General features: G+C 30.3%; 14 protein-coding genes. All 14 read right to left on the reverse strand.

Annotation, left to right across the window (positions count from 1 at the left end; all coding sequences use genetic code 11):
• Position 1: 1 nt before the first annotated feature.
• Positions 2-1,099, reverse strand: a complete 1,098-nt coding sequence (locus tag K8344_RS11060; protein WP_237608747.1) for a polysaccharide pyruvyl transferase family protein — start codon at positions 1,097-1,099, stop codon at positions 2-4.
• Positions 1,092-2,504, reverse strand: a complete 1,413-nt coding sequence (locus K8344_RS11065; protein ID WP_237608748.1) for a Coenzyme F420 hydrogenase/dehydrogenase, beta subunit C-terminal domain — start codon at positions 2,502-2,504, stop codon at positions 1,092-1,094. Before K8344_RS11065 ends, K8344_RS11060 begins: the two co-directional genes overlap by 8 nt.
• Positions 2,505-2,506: 2 nt before the next feature.
• A complete protein-coding gene (locus tag K8344_RS11070) occupies positions 2,507-3,250 on the reverse strand; it encodes a hypothetical protein (RefSeq protein WP_237608749.1) in 744 nt (247 codons plus the stop codon).
• 2 nt (positions 3,251-3,252) lie between these two features.
• Entirely contained in the window at positions 3,253-4,776 is a 1,524-nt protein-coding gene (locus K8344_RS11075; protein WP_237608750.1) for an oligosaccharide flippase family protein, read from the reverse strand.
• 337 nt (positions 4,777-5,113) lie between these two features.
• Positions 5,114-6,193, reverse strand: a complete 1,080-nt coding sequence (locus K8344_RS11080) for a DegT/DnrJ/EryC1/StrS family aminotransferase (RefSeq protein WP_237608751.1) — start codon at positions 6,191-6,193, stop codon at positions 5,114-5,116.
• Positions 6,194-6,485: 292 nt separating this feature from the next.
• Positions 6,486-7,856, reverse strand: a complete 1,371-nt coding sequence (locus K8344_RS11085; RefSeq protein WP_237608752.1) for a bifunctional cytidylyltransferase/SDR family oxidoreductase — start codon at positions 7,854-7,856, stop codon at positions 6,486-6,488.
• Positions 7,857-7,914: 58 nt separating this feature from the next.
• Positions 7,915-8,967 (reverse strand): glycosyltransferase family 2 protein, encoded by a 1,053-nt coding sequence (locus K8344_RS11090; RefSeq protein WP_237608753.1) that lies wholly within the window; start codon positions 8,965-8,967, stop codon positions 7,915-7,917.
• 80 nt (positions 8,968-9,047) lie between these two features.
• Positions 9,048-10,238 (reverse strand): CDP-glycerol glycerophosphotransferase family protein, encoded by a 1,191-nt coding sequence (locus K8344_RS11095; RefSeq protein WP_237608754.1) that lies wholly within the window; start codon positions 10,236-10,238, stop codon positions 9,048-9,050.
• Positions 10,239-10,360: 122 nt separating this feature from the next.
• On the reverse strand, positions 10,361-11,185 hold the full coding sequence (locus K8344_RS11100; protein WP_237608755.1) for a glycosyltransferase family 2 protein: 825 nt from the start codon (positions 11,183-11,185) through the stop codon (positions 10,361-10,363).
• Between the two features lie 45 nt (positions 11,186-11,230).
• On the reverse strand, positions 11,231-12,949 hold the full coding sequence (locus K8344_RS11105) for an ABC transporter ATP-binding protein (protein ID WP_237608756.1): 1,719 nt from the start codon (positions 12,947-12,949) through the stop codon (positions 11,231-11,233).
• Between the two features lie 226 nt (positions 12,950-13,175).
• Positions 13,176-14,180: a glycosyltransferase family 2 protein gene (locus tag K8344_RS11110; protein ID WP_237608757.1), complete on the reverse strand. Its 1,005-nt coding sequence runs from the start codon at positions 14,178-14,180 to the stop codon at positions 13,176-13,178.
• Between the two features lie 59 nt (positions 14,181-14,239).
• On the reverse strand, positions 14,240-15,250 hold the full coding sequence (locus K8344_RS11115) for a glycosyltransferase (protein ID WP_237608758.1): 1,011 nt from the start codon (positions 15,248-15,250) through the stop codon (positions 14,240-14,242).
• A complete protein-coding gene (locus K8344_RS11120) occupies positions 15,247-15,768 on the reverse strand; it encodes a hypothetical protein (RefSeq protein WP_237608759.1) in 522 nt (173 codons plus the stop codon). The genes K8344_RS11115 and K8344_RS11120 overlap by 4 nt, the downstream gene beginning before the upstream one ends.
• Positions 15,765-16,481, reverse strand: a complete 717-nt coding sequence (locus tag K8344_RS11125) for a WbqC family protein (protein ID WP_237608760.1) — start codon at positions 16,479-16,481, stop codon at positions 15,765-15,767. The genes K8344_RS11120 and K8344_RS11125 overlap by 4 nt, the downstream gene beginning before the upstream one ends.
• Positions 16,482-16,558: the final 77 nt, after the last annotated feature.

The following is a 16,558-nucleotide window of genomic DNA, read 5'->3' on the forward strand; positions in this document are numbered from 1 at the left end:
TTTAAAATAAAGCTTGAGTGAAATAATCCTTTGCTCGTTGGCGTTCTACTGTTAATTTCTCATTTACCTTTTCAAAATTCATGGGTTGAGATGCTATAGCTTTGATATCTTGAATATTTTCACCTAACACTAATCTGTCCTTTATATCGAATAGTTCTAATAATGAGTCAAACCTACTCAATCCTCGTTCTTGGTTTCCTAATGCAACAAATGGTATGTTAAACAAAATAGAAAACACACAGCCGTGAAATGAATCTGTTATAATTAATTCAGCATTTGAGAAACGACTTATCCACTCCTCTATACTTATATAGCTTTCTAAATTTTCACTTGCACCTTTTCCATTTTGGATTACTTTTAATTTCTTTGAATGAGCTAAATCCTTAAGAATGATATCTTTTGTTTTCGAGCTATCTAAAATATAACTCAAAACATATGGTTCTTGTTTATTTGAATGTTGTACACCACTTTTTTCAACTAACTCTAAGTAATCGGTTTTATTCAATAACATGGTAGGATCTACATGTTGCATTACATCCTTTATTCCAAGCTTCTCTATTAATTCTACAGCTGAATTCTCCCTTACAGAAATGGCTGTGAATTTCATTAAAAATTTATGAATTTCGTTTTCATCGTCTAATTCAACAAGGCCATCCTTTCCAAAAGATGCGGCATATGATAATTTCTTAGCTTTATAATCGTAATCAAGGTATAAATCTTTATATATATTTGAAGCATAATCTCTTCTCCATACCTGATCGCTTCCTGTTAAAAGCACATTAAATTTTTCAGATTTTAAGTAAGCTAAAACGTCATTAGAAGAATATAAATTTCGACTTGTTTTAAGATACTTTTCAATAAAAATATCAAAATTTTTATGCTTAGTTTTAGTGGTTCTATATGCACTGTAGTTTAGCATATTATATATAAACGACTTAAACTTAACTAATGGCTCAATATTGTACTGTCTATTAATATGCTCAACTTCACAATTTAAAGATTCTAAATATTTCTGTAAGGCATAAGCCTGAAGAATACCACCATAATTATAATTATTCAAAGGAAGTGTAAATATTCCTATTTTATTCTGTTTAGCCATTTAAACCATTTTTTAAAATTCTACCTACCTTTTGCTTTACTCTTGTAAGAAAAGACTTTTTATATAATTTATAGTAGCTATTAACTAAAGGCCCCATCTGCTCCGTGAAGACCTTAAAATCGCCCTGTTCTTTTGCATTTAAAAAAGCAATATGACTTTTTTCTGCTAATAGCATTCTCAAATCTTGGACTTTTTCAATTTTTTTAGGCAATACTCGACGTGGTTCTACTCTTTTTTTAGGCCTCCAATCTCCCTTACGATCTTTTTTAAACAAACGATACTCCAACCCTTCTCTCCTATGGAATAAACCTGAACTCTGTGACAATATTGTATCATCTGCCGTTAATGACTCGATATGTATTAACTCTATTTCTTGAGCGGTTTGTAGAATGGTAAGAAATTTTGGATTTCTTACAATAATGATATTTGTACCTTGGTAATCTGAAACATATTGTGGCAGCCATGCATCACCGATAGTTATATCTGCAGTTTCCGCTGTCACATCATCACAATAATCACAAGCCTTATATTTAAAAAACCCTAAGCCCCAATTAGTTCCATACATCTCATTAACAGGGCCGGAAGTTTTTGATATCTTCTTATTATTTAATTCTTCAGTTGCAGTTATTCCATATTGATTGGCTCCATAACCATCTAGTTTCGTCCTAAAATCTATATCTGTTAAGCGATCTGGACTAATGCCTACTTGCCACCCAAGCATTTCTGCAAAACCTTTACTTTTCAAATGACCACAAACCAAACCTACTGTAAATTTAATTCTTTCATTAATTACAGCATTCTTTCTTGCTAAAAGCCTTATAGACTTTATAAAACAAGGTATTCCTACTAAAACATAATTACCAGGATTTTCTGCTATATGTTTAACAATACCACTCATTTCAATTGGGTAATATTTGGATTTAGCCCCATCCATAACTTCCTCTAAAGTTCTTGAGACTTTGTATTCAAAAACTCTAGAATCTCCTTCTGTTGGTTTTCTCGATCCAATATGCACTACCGCATCAACAAGCCTTTCTTGTAACAAATAATTTACGATCCAAGATCCAAAACCTCCAGAACTTCCACTTTCTCTGTAATTATTTTCTATAACATAACCTGCAAAAGTTGAATCTATATAACCTAACTTATCTACGTAGTTGTTTGTTTTACCAAATAGCTCTTGGCCCAATTCATCTTCATTTGGTCCTTCATTAGAGAATGGACAAATTGCTTCGATTTCGGCTTCGACCTTTTCATTAATAAAACTATCTTTAATTTTAGGCACAATTTTCCCATAACTATCTAATTCCATTACTATAGGAGAATCTTCAACCGTAGCGCAAATACCACAACCAATACAATAATCTCCTTTAATAACTGTATTATAGAATTTTGAATTTTCCAATATTATCTTCTTTTTTTTGCGCTTCTTATACTCTTAAGAAGTTTTAACACGTTATCATTTTTATCTATTTCTTCTACCTTAAGATCTATTACATTGATATTTAACGATTTCAAACTATTTACTTTTTCCCTATATACTAAATTATAATTTTTTATATAAGTTTCAAGTTCAATTGGCGTCATCATTTTTTCAATTAAATTGCCCTTTCCTAATTTAATTCTTTTCAATCTATTCTTTAAAATAAATTCATCGGAGGCCTCAAAATTGATTATCGCATCTGGTAATCTTACTTCAGTATTGGCCTTAGAAAAATCACCAAAATTAAGGTGCATTATTCCATCTTCTGACAAATAAAGATCATCTTCCTTAAATAGACTTTCATACGTTTTAAACTCTCTCATTTTATAATAATAAAAATTAGAAAGCCTCAATTTATTTATTGCGTTAGAATCATAAACACTTAAACCATCCATAAAAGTCCCAATATGAAACAAATCTGAAACATTGAAATCATCCTGGTAGTTATTTTTAACTTGAGAGCAGACTTTTTGAACTATAAAATCCTTTTTTAAATCGCAACTATATACTAAGTTAAAAACTTTATCAGACAATTTGGTCTTTGATTTAGACAGATACCTTTCTGCTAAAATAACATCTGGATTTAAACCAGAATCTTCCTGCAACAATCTTTTGAACCAAAAAGATTTTCCAACACCAGCAGGCCCCATTAATTCAATCCAAATCATATTTATTTAATTATATTTTTCAGCGCTCCAACCTTATTCAATGCCTTTTTAGTTAATTGCTTTTCGTAATTATTAAATACAAAGAAATAATTAGCAAAAAGATAAAATATTGAAAACATAGCCGTCTTCAATATAAAAGAGGGCCAATTATAATTTTGAAAAAAAGTATTAAGATAAAACCCTAAGAGTAAAAACACCATTAAAAACAAACTTCCTCTTAAGAAGGTATCTTTGTAAAATTTCCAAATTTTAAAATCAAGAACTCTTACAAAATATACATTTAATACTATTTGTGATATCAAAACTCCTATACAAAGCCCTAACATCATCCCTATTTCTTGAATTCTATCAATAAGAAAATACCCTAGTCCAAGCCCGAGAGCAACAAATAATATATAAATCACACTCTTAAACCGGTAAAGATTTTTTGCTTTTAAAATTGAAGTCATAAATGACAAAGTCAAACTATTAGTCAAAGTAACCATTATTAAAACGGCAATAACCCATGAATTCACATATGTTTCACCAACCCAAAGCACGACAAACTCTTTTCCAAAAACCACAAACCCACCTAATAAAAGGTAAAGTAAAATCAATAACACTCTTCCAATTTTAATTGCCATTTCTGTTATTTCTAATCCTGATGCATTTGAAACAACTAACTTCATTGCTTTAGGTATTAACAAATTTGTAATCGTAGTCGCAAATGTTGCATAATAAGTACCTAGAAGCACACCTATTGCAAAGATAGCCACAGTAACTGTATCTGTCTTTACACCAAGAATAAACTGCCCTGTACGCCATTGAAATTGATAAACCAAGCCCATTAAAAAGATCCAAAAGGAATAAGTAAATATTTCCTTTACAAGTTTTTTATTAAATGAAGACAGTTTAAATTGAACTTTTAATTTTTTGATCACATAATAAACATTTGAACCTATTATGGTTAAATTCATTAAAGTATCTATGACAACTAATCCTATCGCACCTCCTTTAAAATACAGCAATCCTACAACTGCAGCAGACCTGATTACGTATCGAATCATTCGCATTTTCTTAGGGTATACGAAATGTTCATAACCGTTACATATAGCTTCAAATGCGTTTCCTGGAATAGTAACGGCAATATTGAATAAAAGTATCATAAACATGACTTTGGCCTTATCTAACTCCACCAAACTCAAAGAATCTCCAAAAATATTTTCAAGATTAAAATAAATTCCAATACCAATTGCTAAAAGAATAAAGGTGATAACACCATAGATATACATTGTTGTCGCGAGAAAATTAGCCTCGCCCTCTTCATCCTCTTCTGCACGATACTTAGCAACGTATCGTACTATTGTATTGTTTAGACCAAGATCTAATACCGCCATGGTCCCAATAAAAGCTCCAATTAAAGTATATAACCCATATTCTGAATCACCTAAACCTCTAACAATAAACGGAGTTAAAACAATCCCAATTACGTTCGTTAGAAATATAGTTCCATAGGAAAGTAAAGCCCCTTTTTTTAATTGACTCATAGTTTATCAATTATATCTAAGCAGTATAAAATAATAATACTTTTAAAGCAATAACTTAATAAATTAAAGACTAACCTATTTAATTTTGCGTCTGCAAAGATAGTTAAGCTTAAAAGATTAAAGTGAATTTTGGTGAGATAAAATGTTGTTTCTTAAAGCTAAATAATTAGTGTTTGTATCAAGTTTTTTTAACATACATACCAAATCTATCTCAACTTGTAATTAAGTTTAAAAATAAGAACATAAATAATGCCAAAACCAATTAAATAAAGGTATTCATTTGAGAATGTTTTAATTGTTTTGAGCTATCTATCGTGCAAACCAAAAAATATCAATTTTAAATAGTAGCTAATATCAGATCACATATTCTAACAGTATCTTTTAAAGAAAGATCGAAATAAATCGGAAGACATAGGCATCTTTTTGATATATCTTCAGATATAGGCAAATGAATTGTAGGCAAGTAAGGCAATGAAGACGCTAAGGAGGGATAAAAATAGCGTCTGGTAAAAATATTATTTTGTTCTAAGTGCTCTTTAACACGTAATAGTTCCTGTTCTGTCTTAAATATTACGGGAAAATAACAGTAGTTATTACTCGCATCAGTGTTCCATGTTTGAAACTTCACATTGTCTTGAAGTTTTAACTTATAAATGGCCGCAATCTGTTGTCGTTTTTCTAAAATTTCACCAACGTAATTAAGGTTAACCAAACCCAAGGCCGCGTGGAATTCCGAGTTTTTGGCATTAGTACCTATAGATGCAAACCCTTCTTTTTCATGCAGCCCGTGATTGCGTATATAGCCAAGTTTTTTGTGCACCTCTTTATCTTTAGCGATAACTAAGCCACCCTCTCCGGTGTGATAAAACTTAGTGGCATGCAAACTACATGTTGATATATCACCAAATTCAAAAATGGATTTACCATTTAGTTTTACACCAAAGGCATGAGCGGCATCATAAATAACCTTCAGATTATGCTTATCTGCAATTTTTTGAATGGCTTCAACATCACACGGATTTCCGAAAATATGGGTTGACAATATAGTTGTTGTTTTATCGGTTATAGCCTCCTCAATTTTCGCTGGGTTTATATTTAGATTATCTGCATTAATATCTACAAATACAGGAGTACACCCCTCCCATACAATACTATTTGTTGTAGCGACAAAGGAAAAAGGTGTCGTGATAATTTCGCCCTTTAAGTCTAATGCTTTAATAGCCATATGTAGGGCTATGGTTCCGTTAGAAACATATAATAAGTTCTCAACCTTTAAATGTTCGCACAACTTATTTTCAAGTTCCACAGCCAAAGGTCCCATATTGGTTAACCATTGATTATCCCATATTTTAGATACATATGCGTCGTATTCCTTTCGAGGAGCTAGAAATGGTTTGGTTACAAATATTTTATCCATTGTAATATATTTCTCTAATGCTGCGAATATAGTTTTAAATTAAGTGTTAAATCGTAAATTTTAAGGTTATTGTAAACAGTGAAAAAAAAATAATTTGTTTGATAAATAATGACAACTAAGAAGAATCTGAATGATACTTTAATATAAGGCAAGTATTATAAATTAGAATAATCCTGAGCTCTACCTTTTATACTGTAAATCTTGTAATAAAACCATTTAAAATAAGTATTTTTAATAATTCACTTTAACATAACTCACAGGTATATCCTGCAATATTAGACTCAACCACTCATTAACTCTTTTTTTTTATATCAACAACTTGTCCATTTAGCTTACTAAGCAGTACTCCTAACGATATTTTCGCAACTTCATTTGCGCTTAATAAACTATCTAAAGGTTCGTGACCGAAATTTGATACACGCATTGGCGTATTAGTACGTTCAGGGTTTATACAATTTACTTGAATATTATCAGGACTCCATTCCTCTGCCAAGGCTTGAGTGAAATTAACAACTGCAGCTTTAGTTGCTGAATACACACTATAAAATGATCTTCCACGTGTATAAGAACTTGATGTAAAATTTAATAAATGTCCATTAGAGTTTTTAAGAAAAAAATGGCTCTCACGAGCAATACATATAACTCCTTTTAAATTTGTATTTAGTGCTTCATCAATTTTTTCAGCTTCCATGTGTACTAATGCCTCCTTAGTTAATACTGCGGCAGTATTAATTACAAAATCTATTTTACTTTCTCTTGTTACCACCATTTGTAGGGCCTCTGCAACATGGACTGGATTTGAAATTTCGGTATTGTTTAAACTACGAGAGAAAGGATAAACTTTAGCCCCCAATTCTTTAGCAATACTTACTATTTCTTCTCCAATTCCTGATCCACCACCAAAAACAACTATCACTTTGTCTTTTATTTCTGATAAATCTGGGTTTGTATAAAAATTGGTTGTTTTTAATTGAAATAATTTGTCTAATAAAAAACTATCTTCCTTATAGGTTAGTTTGAAGTTATTTTCTTCTCCAGGCACGACATATATCTCAACTTCTGGTAAGTATTTTAAAACAACGCCACAATCATCAGTCGTTTTAAAATTAGGGTCTTTAAGAGCTAAATCATAAGCTTTTTTAATGATATCGTACTTAAAAGCCTGAGGAGTCTGCCCTCTTCTTAAATACTTTCTTTCCGGGATACTCTTAATAATGTTATGTTCAGTTTTGAGTTGAATAATAGTGTCGGCAGAGGGAATTGCGGTGTTTACAGCTGAATATTTTTTTAATGCTTGAATTACATTGTCAATTATAAAATCACTCACCAAAGGACGCACAGAGTCGTGGAAGATTAAATTAACATTTGGAGTGCCTTCGTATGCTTTAATAGCACTCAAACTAGATTCATATCGTTCTTCTCCACCGGTGAGAATCTTTTTAACTTTAGTCCAATTGTTAAGTAGAACAAAACTTTCTACTTGAGATATATAAATAGAATTACTTACTATAACAATTTCATCAATGTTTATGTTATTTTGAAAAGCTTGAACGGTATGCTCTAAAATAGTTTTACCAGCTACTTTTAAAAATTGCTTAGGAAAATTCATTTGCATACGGGAACCTTTACCTCCGGCAAGAATAACTGCAACATTTTTTGTCATTGATTAATTATTATAAAGTTGATTTCAATATTATTAGTTTAAAAATCGGAAGCGTATTTTAGGTCCCTTTTTTATAATATGATATAAGGTGATCTCCAAAAATAAGTCTCAATAAACGACTAAAGTTCCCTTTATGCTTTAAGTTTAAAAAAAAACCAATATTATTATATATTAATTTTACCTTTTCATTTCTGCTCGCGTAATGATAGGCTTCTTTTAAACAACTTTGTTTCCACCAGTTATTAGCTAATTTAATCTCATTATTATATTTAAATCCCGAAAACTTATTAAAAAGTTTATAAGTCTTGACTCTGCTTTCAAGATGATAAATTTGCCATTCGTAAGTTTTGGATAGTTCACTCCACGAGCCTTTGGTTCTCCTCCTATACACCGCCATTATATCAGGAAGATAACCAATATTTCCATTATAAGCATAATATAACTTCATAGCTAAATCGGTAAGGGGTGCTTTAAACAGCCACTCGGGTAACTCTTTTAGACAATCTGATTTTACCATTAGAGAAACTGTCCAAATCCCTAAACCCTTGCCATGAATATACTCTTTTAAACTGAATTTTTGAACAAATTCAGCATTAGGTGGCTTTTTAATATGATTATAAGTTGTGTCATTTTCGTCGATACATTCAGTGGGGTGATAACACAGGGCACAATCTGAATTTGACTCTAAGAAATCTACTTGCTTTTGTAATTTTAAAGGATCCGTCCAATAATCATCTCCTTCACATATTGCAAGATATTGGCCTCTACTGGAGAAAGTACCATAAAATAAATTAAATAATGGAGATGGTTTACTATATAATTTGATATTATTACTTCTACTATGTAAAAACAAACGAATTTTAGAGGGGTACAGTTTTGCATATTTCTTACAAATTTCTCGAGTACCATCGGTTGAATCATCTTCTCCAATTATAAGTTCATAAATGAAGTTTGTTTTCTGATTTAAAATTCCTTTCAAACAGTCTTCTATGTAAGTTACGTGCTGATAAGTAAGCACTAAAACCGTTACCTTAGGATATTGAGAAACCTGATTCGAAATTATTTCTACTGGAAATAATTCATATCTCTCTTTAAATTTTTTAAAATTCATTTAATTTAAATCTTTAAAAAAAATTGTATCCACAACGCCTTAACGATTGTTCTAAATTTTAGATTGTACAATTAAATTATTTATGTTCTATTTAATTTAAAGACATGATTGGCCAGGCGTTCGGTACTACCATCATCCTGGTGTAAAAAATATAAATCCCGCATTTTTCTCCTTTTTTGGATATAAGCATCAACTCCACTAGCTAAAAGCTGTTCTAAGAAAATATAAAACTCTTCTTTATTTTGGTGTAATTTTGAAGGTAACCAATTTTCAATATCTTCAAAATACAACTCTTCATTATCAATAACTTGTTTCAAATCTGTACAAAAGCATATAATTGGTTTATCCAATAAAGAAAAGTCCGTCATTACCGAAGAAAAATCTGTAATTAATATATCAATACAACATAGTAAGTCGTATAAAGTCATTTTTTGCTTTAAAACCCACTGGTCATTAATCACTAATATATTGTTCAGACCATTTAATTCGCTTTTATCTAATGCATCATATAAATAATGTGGTTTTATTAGACAAATTGCATTGTGTTGCTTTAATATAATATTAAATTTAACCGAATCGAAACCTTTACAGTTGTATAGATTGTCTAATTTTAGTCCGTTTACACCTAAGTTCAAATTTATCCCAGGAGGCATTCTTCTATAAGTAGGCATCCAAAGAATAATTTTATCATAAGATCTTAAATCAGGTTTTATTTGTTTAATAATATTACCTCTATTTGTTTCGGCTTTAATCATAATATCATTTCTAGGATATCCTGAAACCGTAACGCTATCTAATGGTACTTTAAAAAATTCTGAAAACATTTTTTGAGTAAAAGCTGATGTTGCAACGGTAATATCAGCTTTAATACCCTTGCGACCACCTCTTGCTGTCATAATCTTTTTATGTCCTACTCCATGCCAAAGGTTTATGTGTACTTGGTTGTTCGGTGAATCTAAATATCCATGAGTGCTAATAACATATTTGCTTGTTAAATATGTTAATCGGTATTTTACAGTATTAATTTCAATTAACTTGATCTTAGAGTTAAGTAATGGTTTAATTGACTCTCTAAACGATCTTTTTATTACATAAAAAACTGACGTATCATAATTTTCAGCAATATAATTCGCCATTGCAATTGCATTAGATTCAGCATTCAAACTATCTGTAATTAGTACATTTTGAAATTTCGGCAAAATTCTTATCAGTGCTTTTGCCAAATTGCTTTTAAACTTTAGCGATAATATTTTTAGTGTATTTTTTTTCAATATTAATTTGTTTAAAGAAATAATCTCTTATTGGAATTTTTACATACATAAATAGTTTCTCCTACATCCAATTGTTTTAAGTGTATAAATGAATTAAATAGTTCTCAATCTTTTGAAAGATATTAATAACTTTTAAACAATTTATAAATAATTGTTTTAGAACAAATAGCAATAATAGCTTTTTTATATAAACGGTTAATATATGGTTTTTTGTAATCCTGAATAGATTGTCTATTTACGAAATGAAATTTTAACATAGAAGTTAAGTTAATAAGATATTCTATAGGAGTAAAGGAAGTAGAATTGGAAATTCCTGGTCCCGTATGCCGTATCCATTTAAACAAAGCCTTGTTTACGTATGAAAAGTCATCTATAATTAAAAATATTTTGAGGTAAAAATCTATGTCTTGTGCTTTCTTTATCTTAGGATTCCATTTTAAAAACCCAGGTTTAAAAAAACTTAAATCTATTACTCCTATAGATGTAGATAAAAAGCGATGTTGAGTTATAATTTGCTCAATATTTCTATCATTGGAAACAAACAATGTGTTTTCTCCATGTTCATTGGTATGAAAATAATCACATATGCAAATTCCTGTTTTTTCTATTTGCATTTTTTGTATTTGTAACTCTAGTTTTTCAGGCATTAAATAATCATCAGAATCTAAAAATTGTAAGTATCTACCTGATGCATTCTTAATTCCATTATTTCGAGCGCTTGGTGCTCCCGAATTTTTTTGATAAATATATACAACCTTAAAGGCCTTATCTGTGTGTTGTATGACCCAATCGTTAATAATTTGCTTTGTATTATCTGTTGAACCATCATCTACTATCACAACTTCTATGGGCCTATAAGTTTGAGCCCAAACACTATCTAAAGTACTACAGATAAGTTCGGACCTATTAAAAGTAGGAATGATAACGGAAGCAAGATTGGTTTTCATAAAAGAAACTCGGATTAATCTATGAGAGTTAGTTCAAATTTTGATTTATAACTCCTGTAAGTTTACCATTCTGGCAAACCGTTCTTGTTTTTTAATTAAATTATTAAAATTATCTATATCTATAATTTCCCCTTTCTCCATCAAGACGATCTTATCAACGTTTTTTATTGTTGATAATCTATGCGCTACAATAAGAATAGTATATTTTCCTTGAAGTGCTTCTATGCTTTTTTGAATTGCCTTTTCAGTTTCAGAGTCTAAGGCTGAAGTGGCTTCGTCTAAAATTAATAAGTCAATATCTTTGTAAAGTTCTCTCGCAATTGAAACTCTTTGTTTTTGACCTCCGCTCAAATTGATTCCGTTATTTCCTAATATAGTATTCTCTCTATCATCCAATTCAGTCACAAAATCTTCTAAAGATGCTTTTTGTACACTGTTCTTAAACCTAAGAAGGTTTTCAGGTGTTTTAGGTGCCCATAAAGTGACGTTATTATAAAGATTATCATCAAAAATTACTGGATCTTGACTTACATAACCTATACGTTTTTGATAGGAATTGGATTGAAAATTAATTAATGGAGTTCCATCGATGGTAAGACTACCATTACTTGGGTGTAACAGCCCAGTAAGTATGCTAATAAGGGTTGTTTTTCCACTACCACTTTCGCCAACAAATGCAACACTTTCATTTTTTGAGATATGAAGATTTATATTTTTTAAAATTGGTTTAGTTTCGTAAGCAAAGTAAAGGTCTTTAATCGAAATATTATCTCCAAATTCACTAAAAGCAAGAGTTCCATCTTTAAATCTATTTTTATTCATAGAATCATTAAAATCTTGAATATTTTCTATAGACCCTGACACTTTTAAAAAAGTATTCCACATTGCTTGTAAGCCTATTAAAGAGTTTAGTGCTCTAAAGAAGAACAGCAAACTCACCAATGTAGTGTTTAAATTACCATCAAAAAAATAAAACTGTACCCACATTAAAAACACTAATACAATTATTACAATTGGCTCTACCACCGCACTCCCAATACTAGACAATACGCTAATACGTTTTCTTGAGGACTCAATTGAATAAATAGTATCCTCCAATTTTTGAGCAAACCTACCTATCATTCCTGTTGACCTTAAATATTTAAAATGTGAAACATACTGAATTACTTGCCCTTGAAAATGGTGATTTTGATTCGTTAGTCCTCTAGAAGCACTTCTAGTACGGCTATAAACTAATTTGAATAAAAAATGAGAAATAACTCCAAACAAAATAACCAAGAGAGCAAATCCTGGATTAATTAAAAAAGCAAAGCCAAGGTAGACAAGTGCCATTAAAGCATTTCGAATAGTTCCAAAATATGTACTAAATGCTTCTGAAACTCGATCTACCTCTCCGCTTAAGGTATTTTGAATACGACCAGAATCGGATATCATGAACTGTTTAAAACTAATCTGATTTAATCCTCTCAACAGTTGTATTCTAAGGTTCCTAATAAACTCCTGTTGAATTTTTATAAAATAAATACTCCCAAAGTATTTTACAACCCCCTTGAGAATAAAAAAGATTAACATTACCAAGATAATCTTAGCTATACTAAGATCTATACCAATGTTTTTAATACCTTCAACAATAAAGGCTAAATTTCCCATTGCAGATATATCTACTCCTCCTTCTTGATTGAGTGCTTGTAAGATGGGTAAAAACATTGACAATCCTAAAGCATCTAGTAAACTAATAGAAATACTCAAGGTTAGAATAATCAAAAATTTACTTTTCAATTTCGAATAGAAAAAGATAAAATCAGAGAAATATTCTTTAAAAATTCTAGGAACTTTACCCATAGATATGATGTAAATACATTAAAATTCCACATATAATTACTTATTTAAACGAAAGCTTTACCGAAACCTACTTTTTCTTGGTCTATTTCAATAATTTAAACTATTCATTTGAAGTATTTATGAGGTCGATTTTAGTTAATATAAACCTTTACATTGTTATTTTAAAAGGTTGTTTTATTTTGCGTGGTATTAAAAGCTTTAAAAACAACACGTATTCATTTTTTCTTCGAAGGCTCTTAACCGCATCCCGTATAATCGGTTTAGGACTAAATTCTTTTAGGGCTTCAGGTTTTTCATATTTTAAAATTTGATATTTGAACAGGGTATCCACAAATTTCTGTCGAAGCACTTCATTTTTATTCGCGAAATATAGTTCTTTATACACTTCGTATTGAATATAAAGCTGTTCTGTACTAGATTTAGGCGCGAAAATGCCTCCTAAATGTTTATTTTGTACTCCTAAGATTTCTTGTATGTACATCCCATCACCTTCCATTAATAAATGATACATTAAATGTACATCTCGTGTAGATTTATATTGTAATAATTTTTCAAAAATTTGTGGTTTATTTCTAAATACAGTAGTGAGAGTTTTAGTTTGCCATTTTCTTACTAAATCAGAAAAATTAAATCTATATGAATTATCTTGAATTTGGGTTGAAGGGTTGATTGGCGAGTACAAATGCTCTACTTCACCAAAAGGGCTCTTCGAAATATAACCGCCAGTAACTAAAATTAAATCTTGATTTTTTTCTAAAGCCGTAACTTGCTTTTGAAGCTTTAAAGGATCTGTCCAATAATCATCTCCTTCACAAGTAGCAATATATTTACCACGCGCGGTAAATAAGTTATAAAACGCATTTATTTGAAAGGGATGTAGGCCTATCTTACTAGGGTTGCTTTTAGAGTTGTGTAGAAATAATTTAATTTTTTCAGGATACTTTTGTGCATATTCTATACAAACTTCTCTAGTTCCATCGGTAGATTCATCTTCACCTATTAGGATCTCAAAATAAAAGTTTGTTTTTTGCATTAGAATTCCATCAAGACAATCTTTGATGTATTTAATGTGCTGATAGGTTTGTACTAAAACAGAAACCAAAGGTGTATGATTAACTTCATGGGCAAATTCTTCTGGTTTATAATTTTGCAAAAAAGATTTAATTTCCTGAGGTGGCATACAATACTATTCTTCGTTAATATTAAATTAAATTACAAACTTTTAAAACGTTGAATTAAAATTTGAGTTCTTTTCTTTAAAAGTTTTATTTGGTAAGGAATTAAGGTTTTATATAGTTCTCTTCTTTCTTGTTTTGTTTTAATGAGATCTTTAATTTCCTCATATACCTCTTTAGTCCCCACAATTTTATCTTTAAGTTCAGGTGTCTTTATTTTTCGAGAAGAAAACAAACCAGAAATTCTGAGGTTGATTATACTAAAACTAACTTTTAAAAATTGAATTTTGATAAATTTATTTTGATCCTTTCTATAAATCTCCTTAAGAATATGGTAATATACTAACAATAGTTCTTGATGAGTTCTGCCGCTAAACACTCCTCCTTGATGTCTATTATAGACAACTAGTATTTCTTTACTATAATACCCTTTATTTCCTTTTAGGATATGATAAAAGAGATGAATATCAAAAGGGGATTCATATTGTTCTAAAACTTTGGCTTTGTCGGTCAAGTTTCTAATAAGAGCTGTTGACGGTCTTACAAACCAGTGTTTCATTAGATCTCCTAGATCAAAACAAAACCCATTATCAACTTCTTTTTCTGCAGAAACTATCCCCTCTTTAACAATCGGTATAACCTCTTCCTCCTTAATTAAATTAAAGGCACTACAGACCATAGAAAAATCAGGATTGTTTTCTAAAAAAGCTACTTGCTTTTGAAGTTTATCATTACCAATCCAATAATCGTCTCCCTCACAAAGTGCTATATACTTACCTTTAGCCCTTGGATAGTTAAATCTCAAATTAATACCACTTGCTTTTTTTGACCATTGATTTTCAGTTTGTAAAATTGGTTTTACAATATCTGGATATTTCTGTTGAAACTCCTTAATAATTGCTTGCGTACCATCGGTAGAGGCATCGTCGTGAATCAAAATCTCAAAATCGAAATCACATTCTTGACTCACCAAGCTTTCAAGACATAAACGAATGAACTTCTCATGATTATAAGTTATACACAATATGGAAGCTAAAGGATTGTTCATATTTCTCTAATCAAATAGATTGATTCATTGCTAGTTTCAACTTCCTTAAACCCTAATCTTTTGTAATACAAGATCAATCTTCTATTGGAATGATGCACTTCTGTGTGGATAGATTTTATAATAGGTTCTTCTGCCTTTGCCACTTCTGACAAGGCTCCTATAAACTGATTACTAACTTGTTGCATTTCTACACTCATATCATTTAGATTTTGAGACCTACTAACAGTGTTCAACAACACTTTAAATAGCTCTAATCCTTTCCCGCGATATTCTTTATCAATACTGAAATTGGAACCAAAAATAAATTTTTCTTCTACATTATAATAAATCGCCAAAAGTCCGACGAGTTTTTCTTCTGCAAAAATCTCAACACAGATCGCTCTATCCGCCAATTTTTTAGCATAATGATTTATATCTACATAGGTTCGTAGTGGAATAGCGAAATCTTCATCCACTCTAATTAAGTGATCCTTAATCTGATGTATGGTAGCCTTATTAATAGCATATTTTAATTTCATGGTGAATTTATAATTTCAAAGTGACTGAGATACTCTTGAACCTGAGCAACATTATTAAACATACAAACATCCATGATTGATAGAAAGGGTATAAAATCGTTATCAAATTGCGAATATTCTATGTGACTAGTTCTAAAAAAGAGTAATTGCAAATTTTCTTTTTCAAAACTTTCTGAGTCGTATAAGTGCTTCCCACCAAAGGAATTTATATAGTGAGTTGCACGTAATGCTTTACAAACTCCTATAACCTTATCCTGTGCCCTTAATAAGTGGACATCCTTCCCCAATTTTGAAAATACTTTAATAGGGGTTTCAATTTTTAAGTAATCTTTTATACAATATACACTATTAAGAATATAGTCAAATAGATTGCGTTCTTTACAAAATATTATTTCCTGAACTACTGGAAAAAAATCCTTAAAATAAGGAGCTTTTAAATAATTAGCTTCTATACGCCTCAATAATTTACCTGCCTCTTTATCGAAATTTTTGGCTAAATAACGCTGATCTACATCTAAAAAATCGGAATCTTTCTTAATTGGCAATGTAAAATAGGCTTCTTTTCCATTTTGAAGCATTCGATTTCGACGAATCCAACTGGCTTTAGAAAACTCTATGTTATCGTAAATCACAAATTCATCCACCATTTCCATCAATTGAAAATACCCTATATAAGGTAAAAAATAGGGTTGCATAATTCCAATTTTCTTCATTTATATTTTGCTTATAGTTTTATTAGAATCTTTTCCTTAATCAATTTAATTACAACTGCATCTTTAAAGAAGTCCAT

This window comes from Aequorivita xiaoshiensis (genome assembly GCF_022008395.1).
Taxonomy (GTDB): domain Bacteria; phylum Bacteroidota; class Bacteroidia; order Flavobacteriales; family Flavobacteriaceae; genus Aequorivita; species Aequorivita xiaoshiensis.

Excerpts from the sequence above, each read along its gene's own strand:
- K8344_RS11100 (WP_237608755.1), bottom strand. The coding sequence starts at position 11,185 with ATGAAAACCAATCTTGCTTCCGTTATCATTCCTACTTTTAATAGGTCC.
- K8344_RS11075 (WP_237608750.1), bottom strand. The coding sequence starts at position 4,776 with ATGAGTCAATTAAAAAAAGGGGCTTTACTTTCCTATGGAACTATATTT.
- K8344_RS11090 (WP_237608753.1), bottom strand. The coding sequence starts at position 8,967 with ATGAATTTTAAAAAATTTAAAGAGAGATATGAATTATTTCCAGTAGAA.
- K8344_RS11120 (WP_237608759.1), bottom strand. The coding sequence starts at position 15,768 with ATGAAATTAAAATATGCTATTAATAAGGCTACCATACATCAGATTAAG.
- K8344_RS11115 (WP_237608758.1), bottom strand. The coding sequence starts at position 15,250 with ATGAACAATCCTTTAGCTTCCATATTGTGTATAACTTATAATCATGAG.
- K8344_RS11125 (WP_237608760.1), bottom strand. The coding sequence starts at position 16,481 with ATGAAGAAAATTGGAATTATGCAACCCTATTTTTTACCTTATATAGGG.
- K8344_RS11060 (WP_237608747.1), bottom strand. The coding sequence starts at position 1,099 with ATGGCTAAACAGAATAAAATAGGAATATTTACACTTCCTTTGAATAAT.
- K8344_RS11080 (WP_237608751.1), bottom strand. The coding sequence starts at position 6,193 with ATGGATAAAATATTTGTAACCAAACCATTTCTAGCTCCTCGAAAGGAA.
- K8344_RS11085 (WP_237608752.1), bottom strand. The coding sequence starts at position 7,856 with ATGACAAAAAATGTTGCAGTTATTCTTGCCGGAGGTAAAGGTTCCCGT.
- K8344_RS11070 (WP_237608749.1), bottom strand. The coding sequence starts at position 3,250 with ATGATTTGGATTGAATTAATGGGGCCTGCTGGTGTTGGAAAATCTTTT.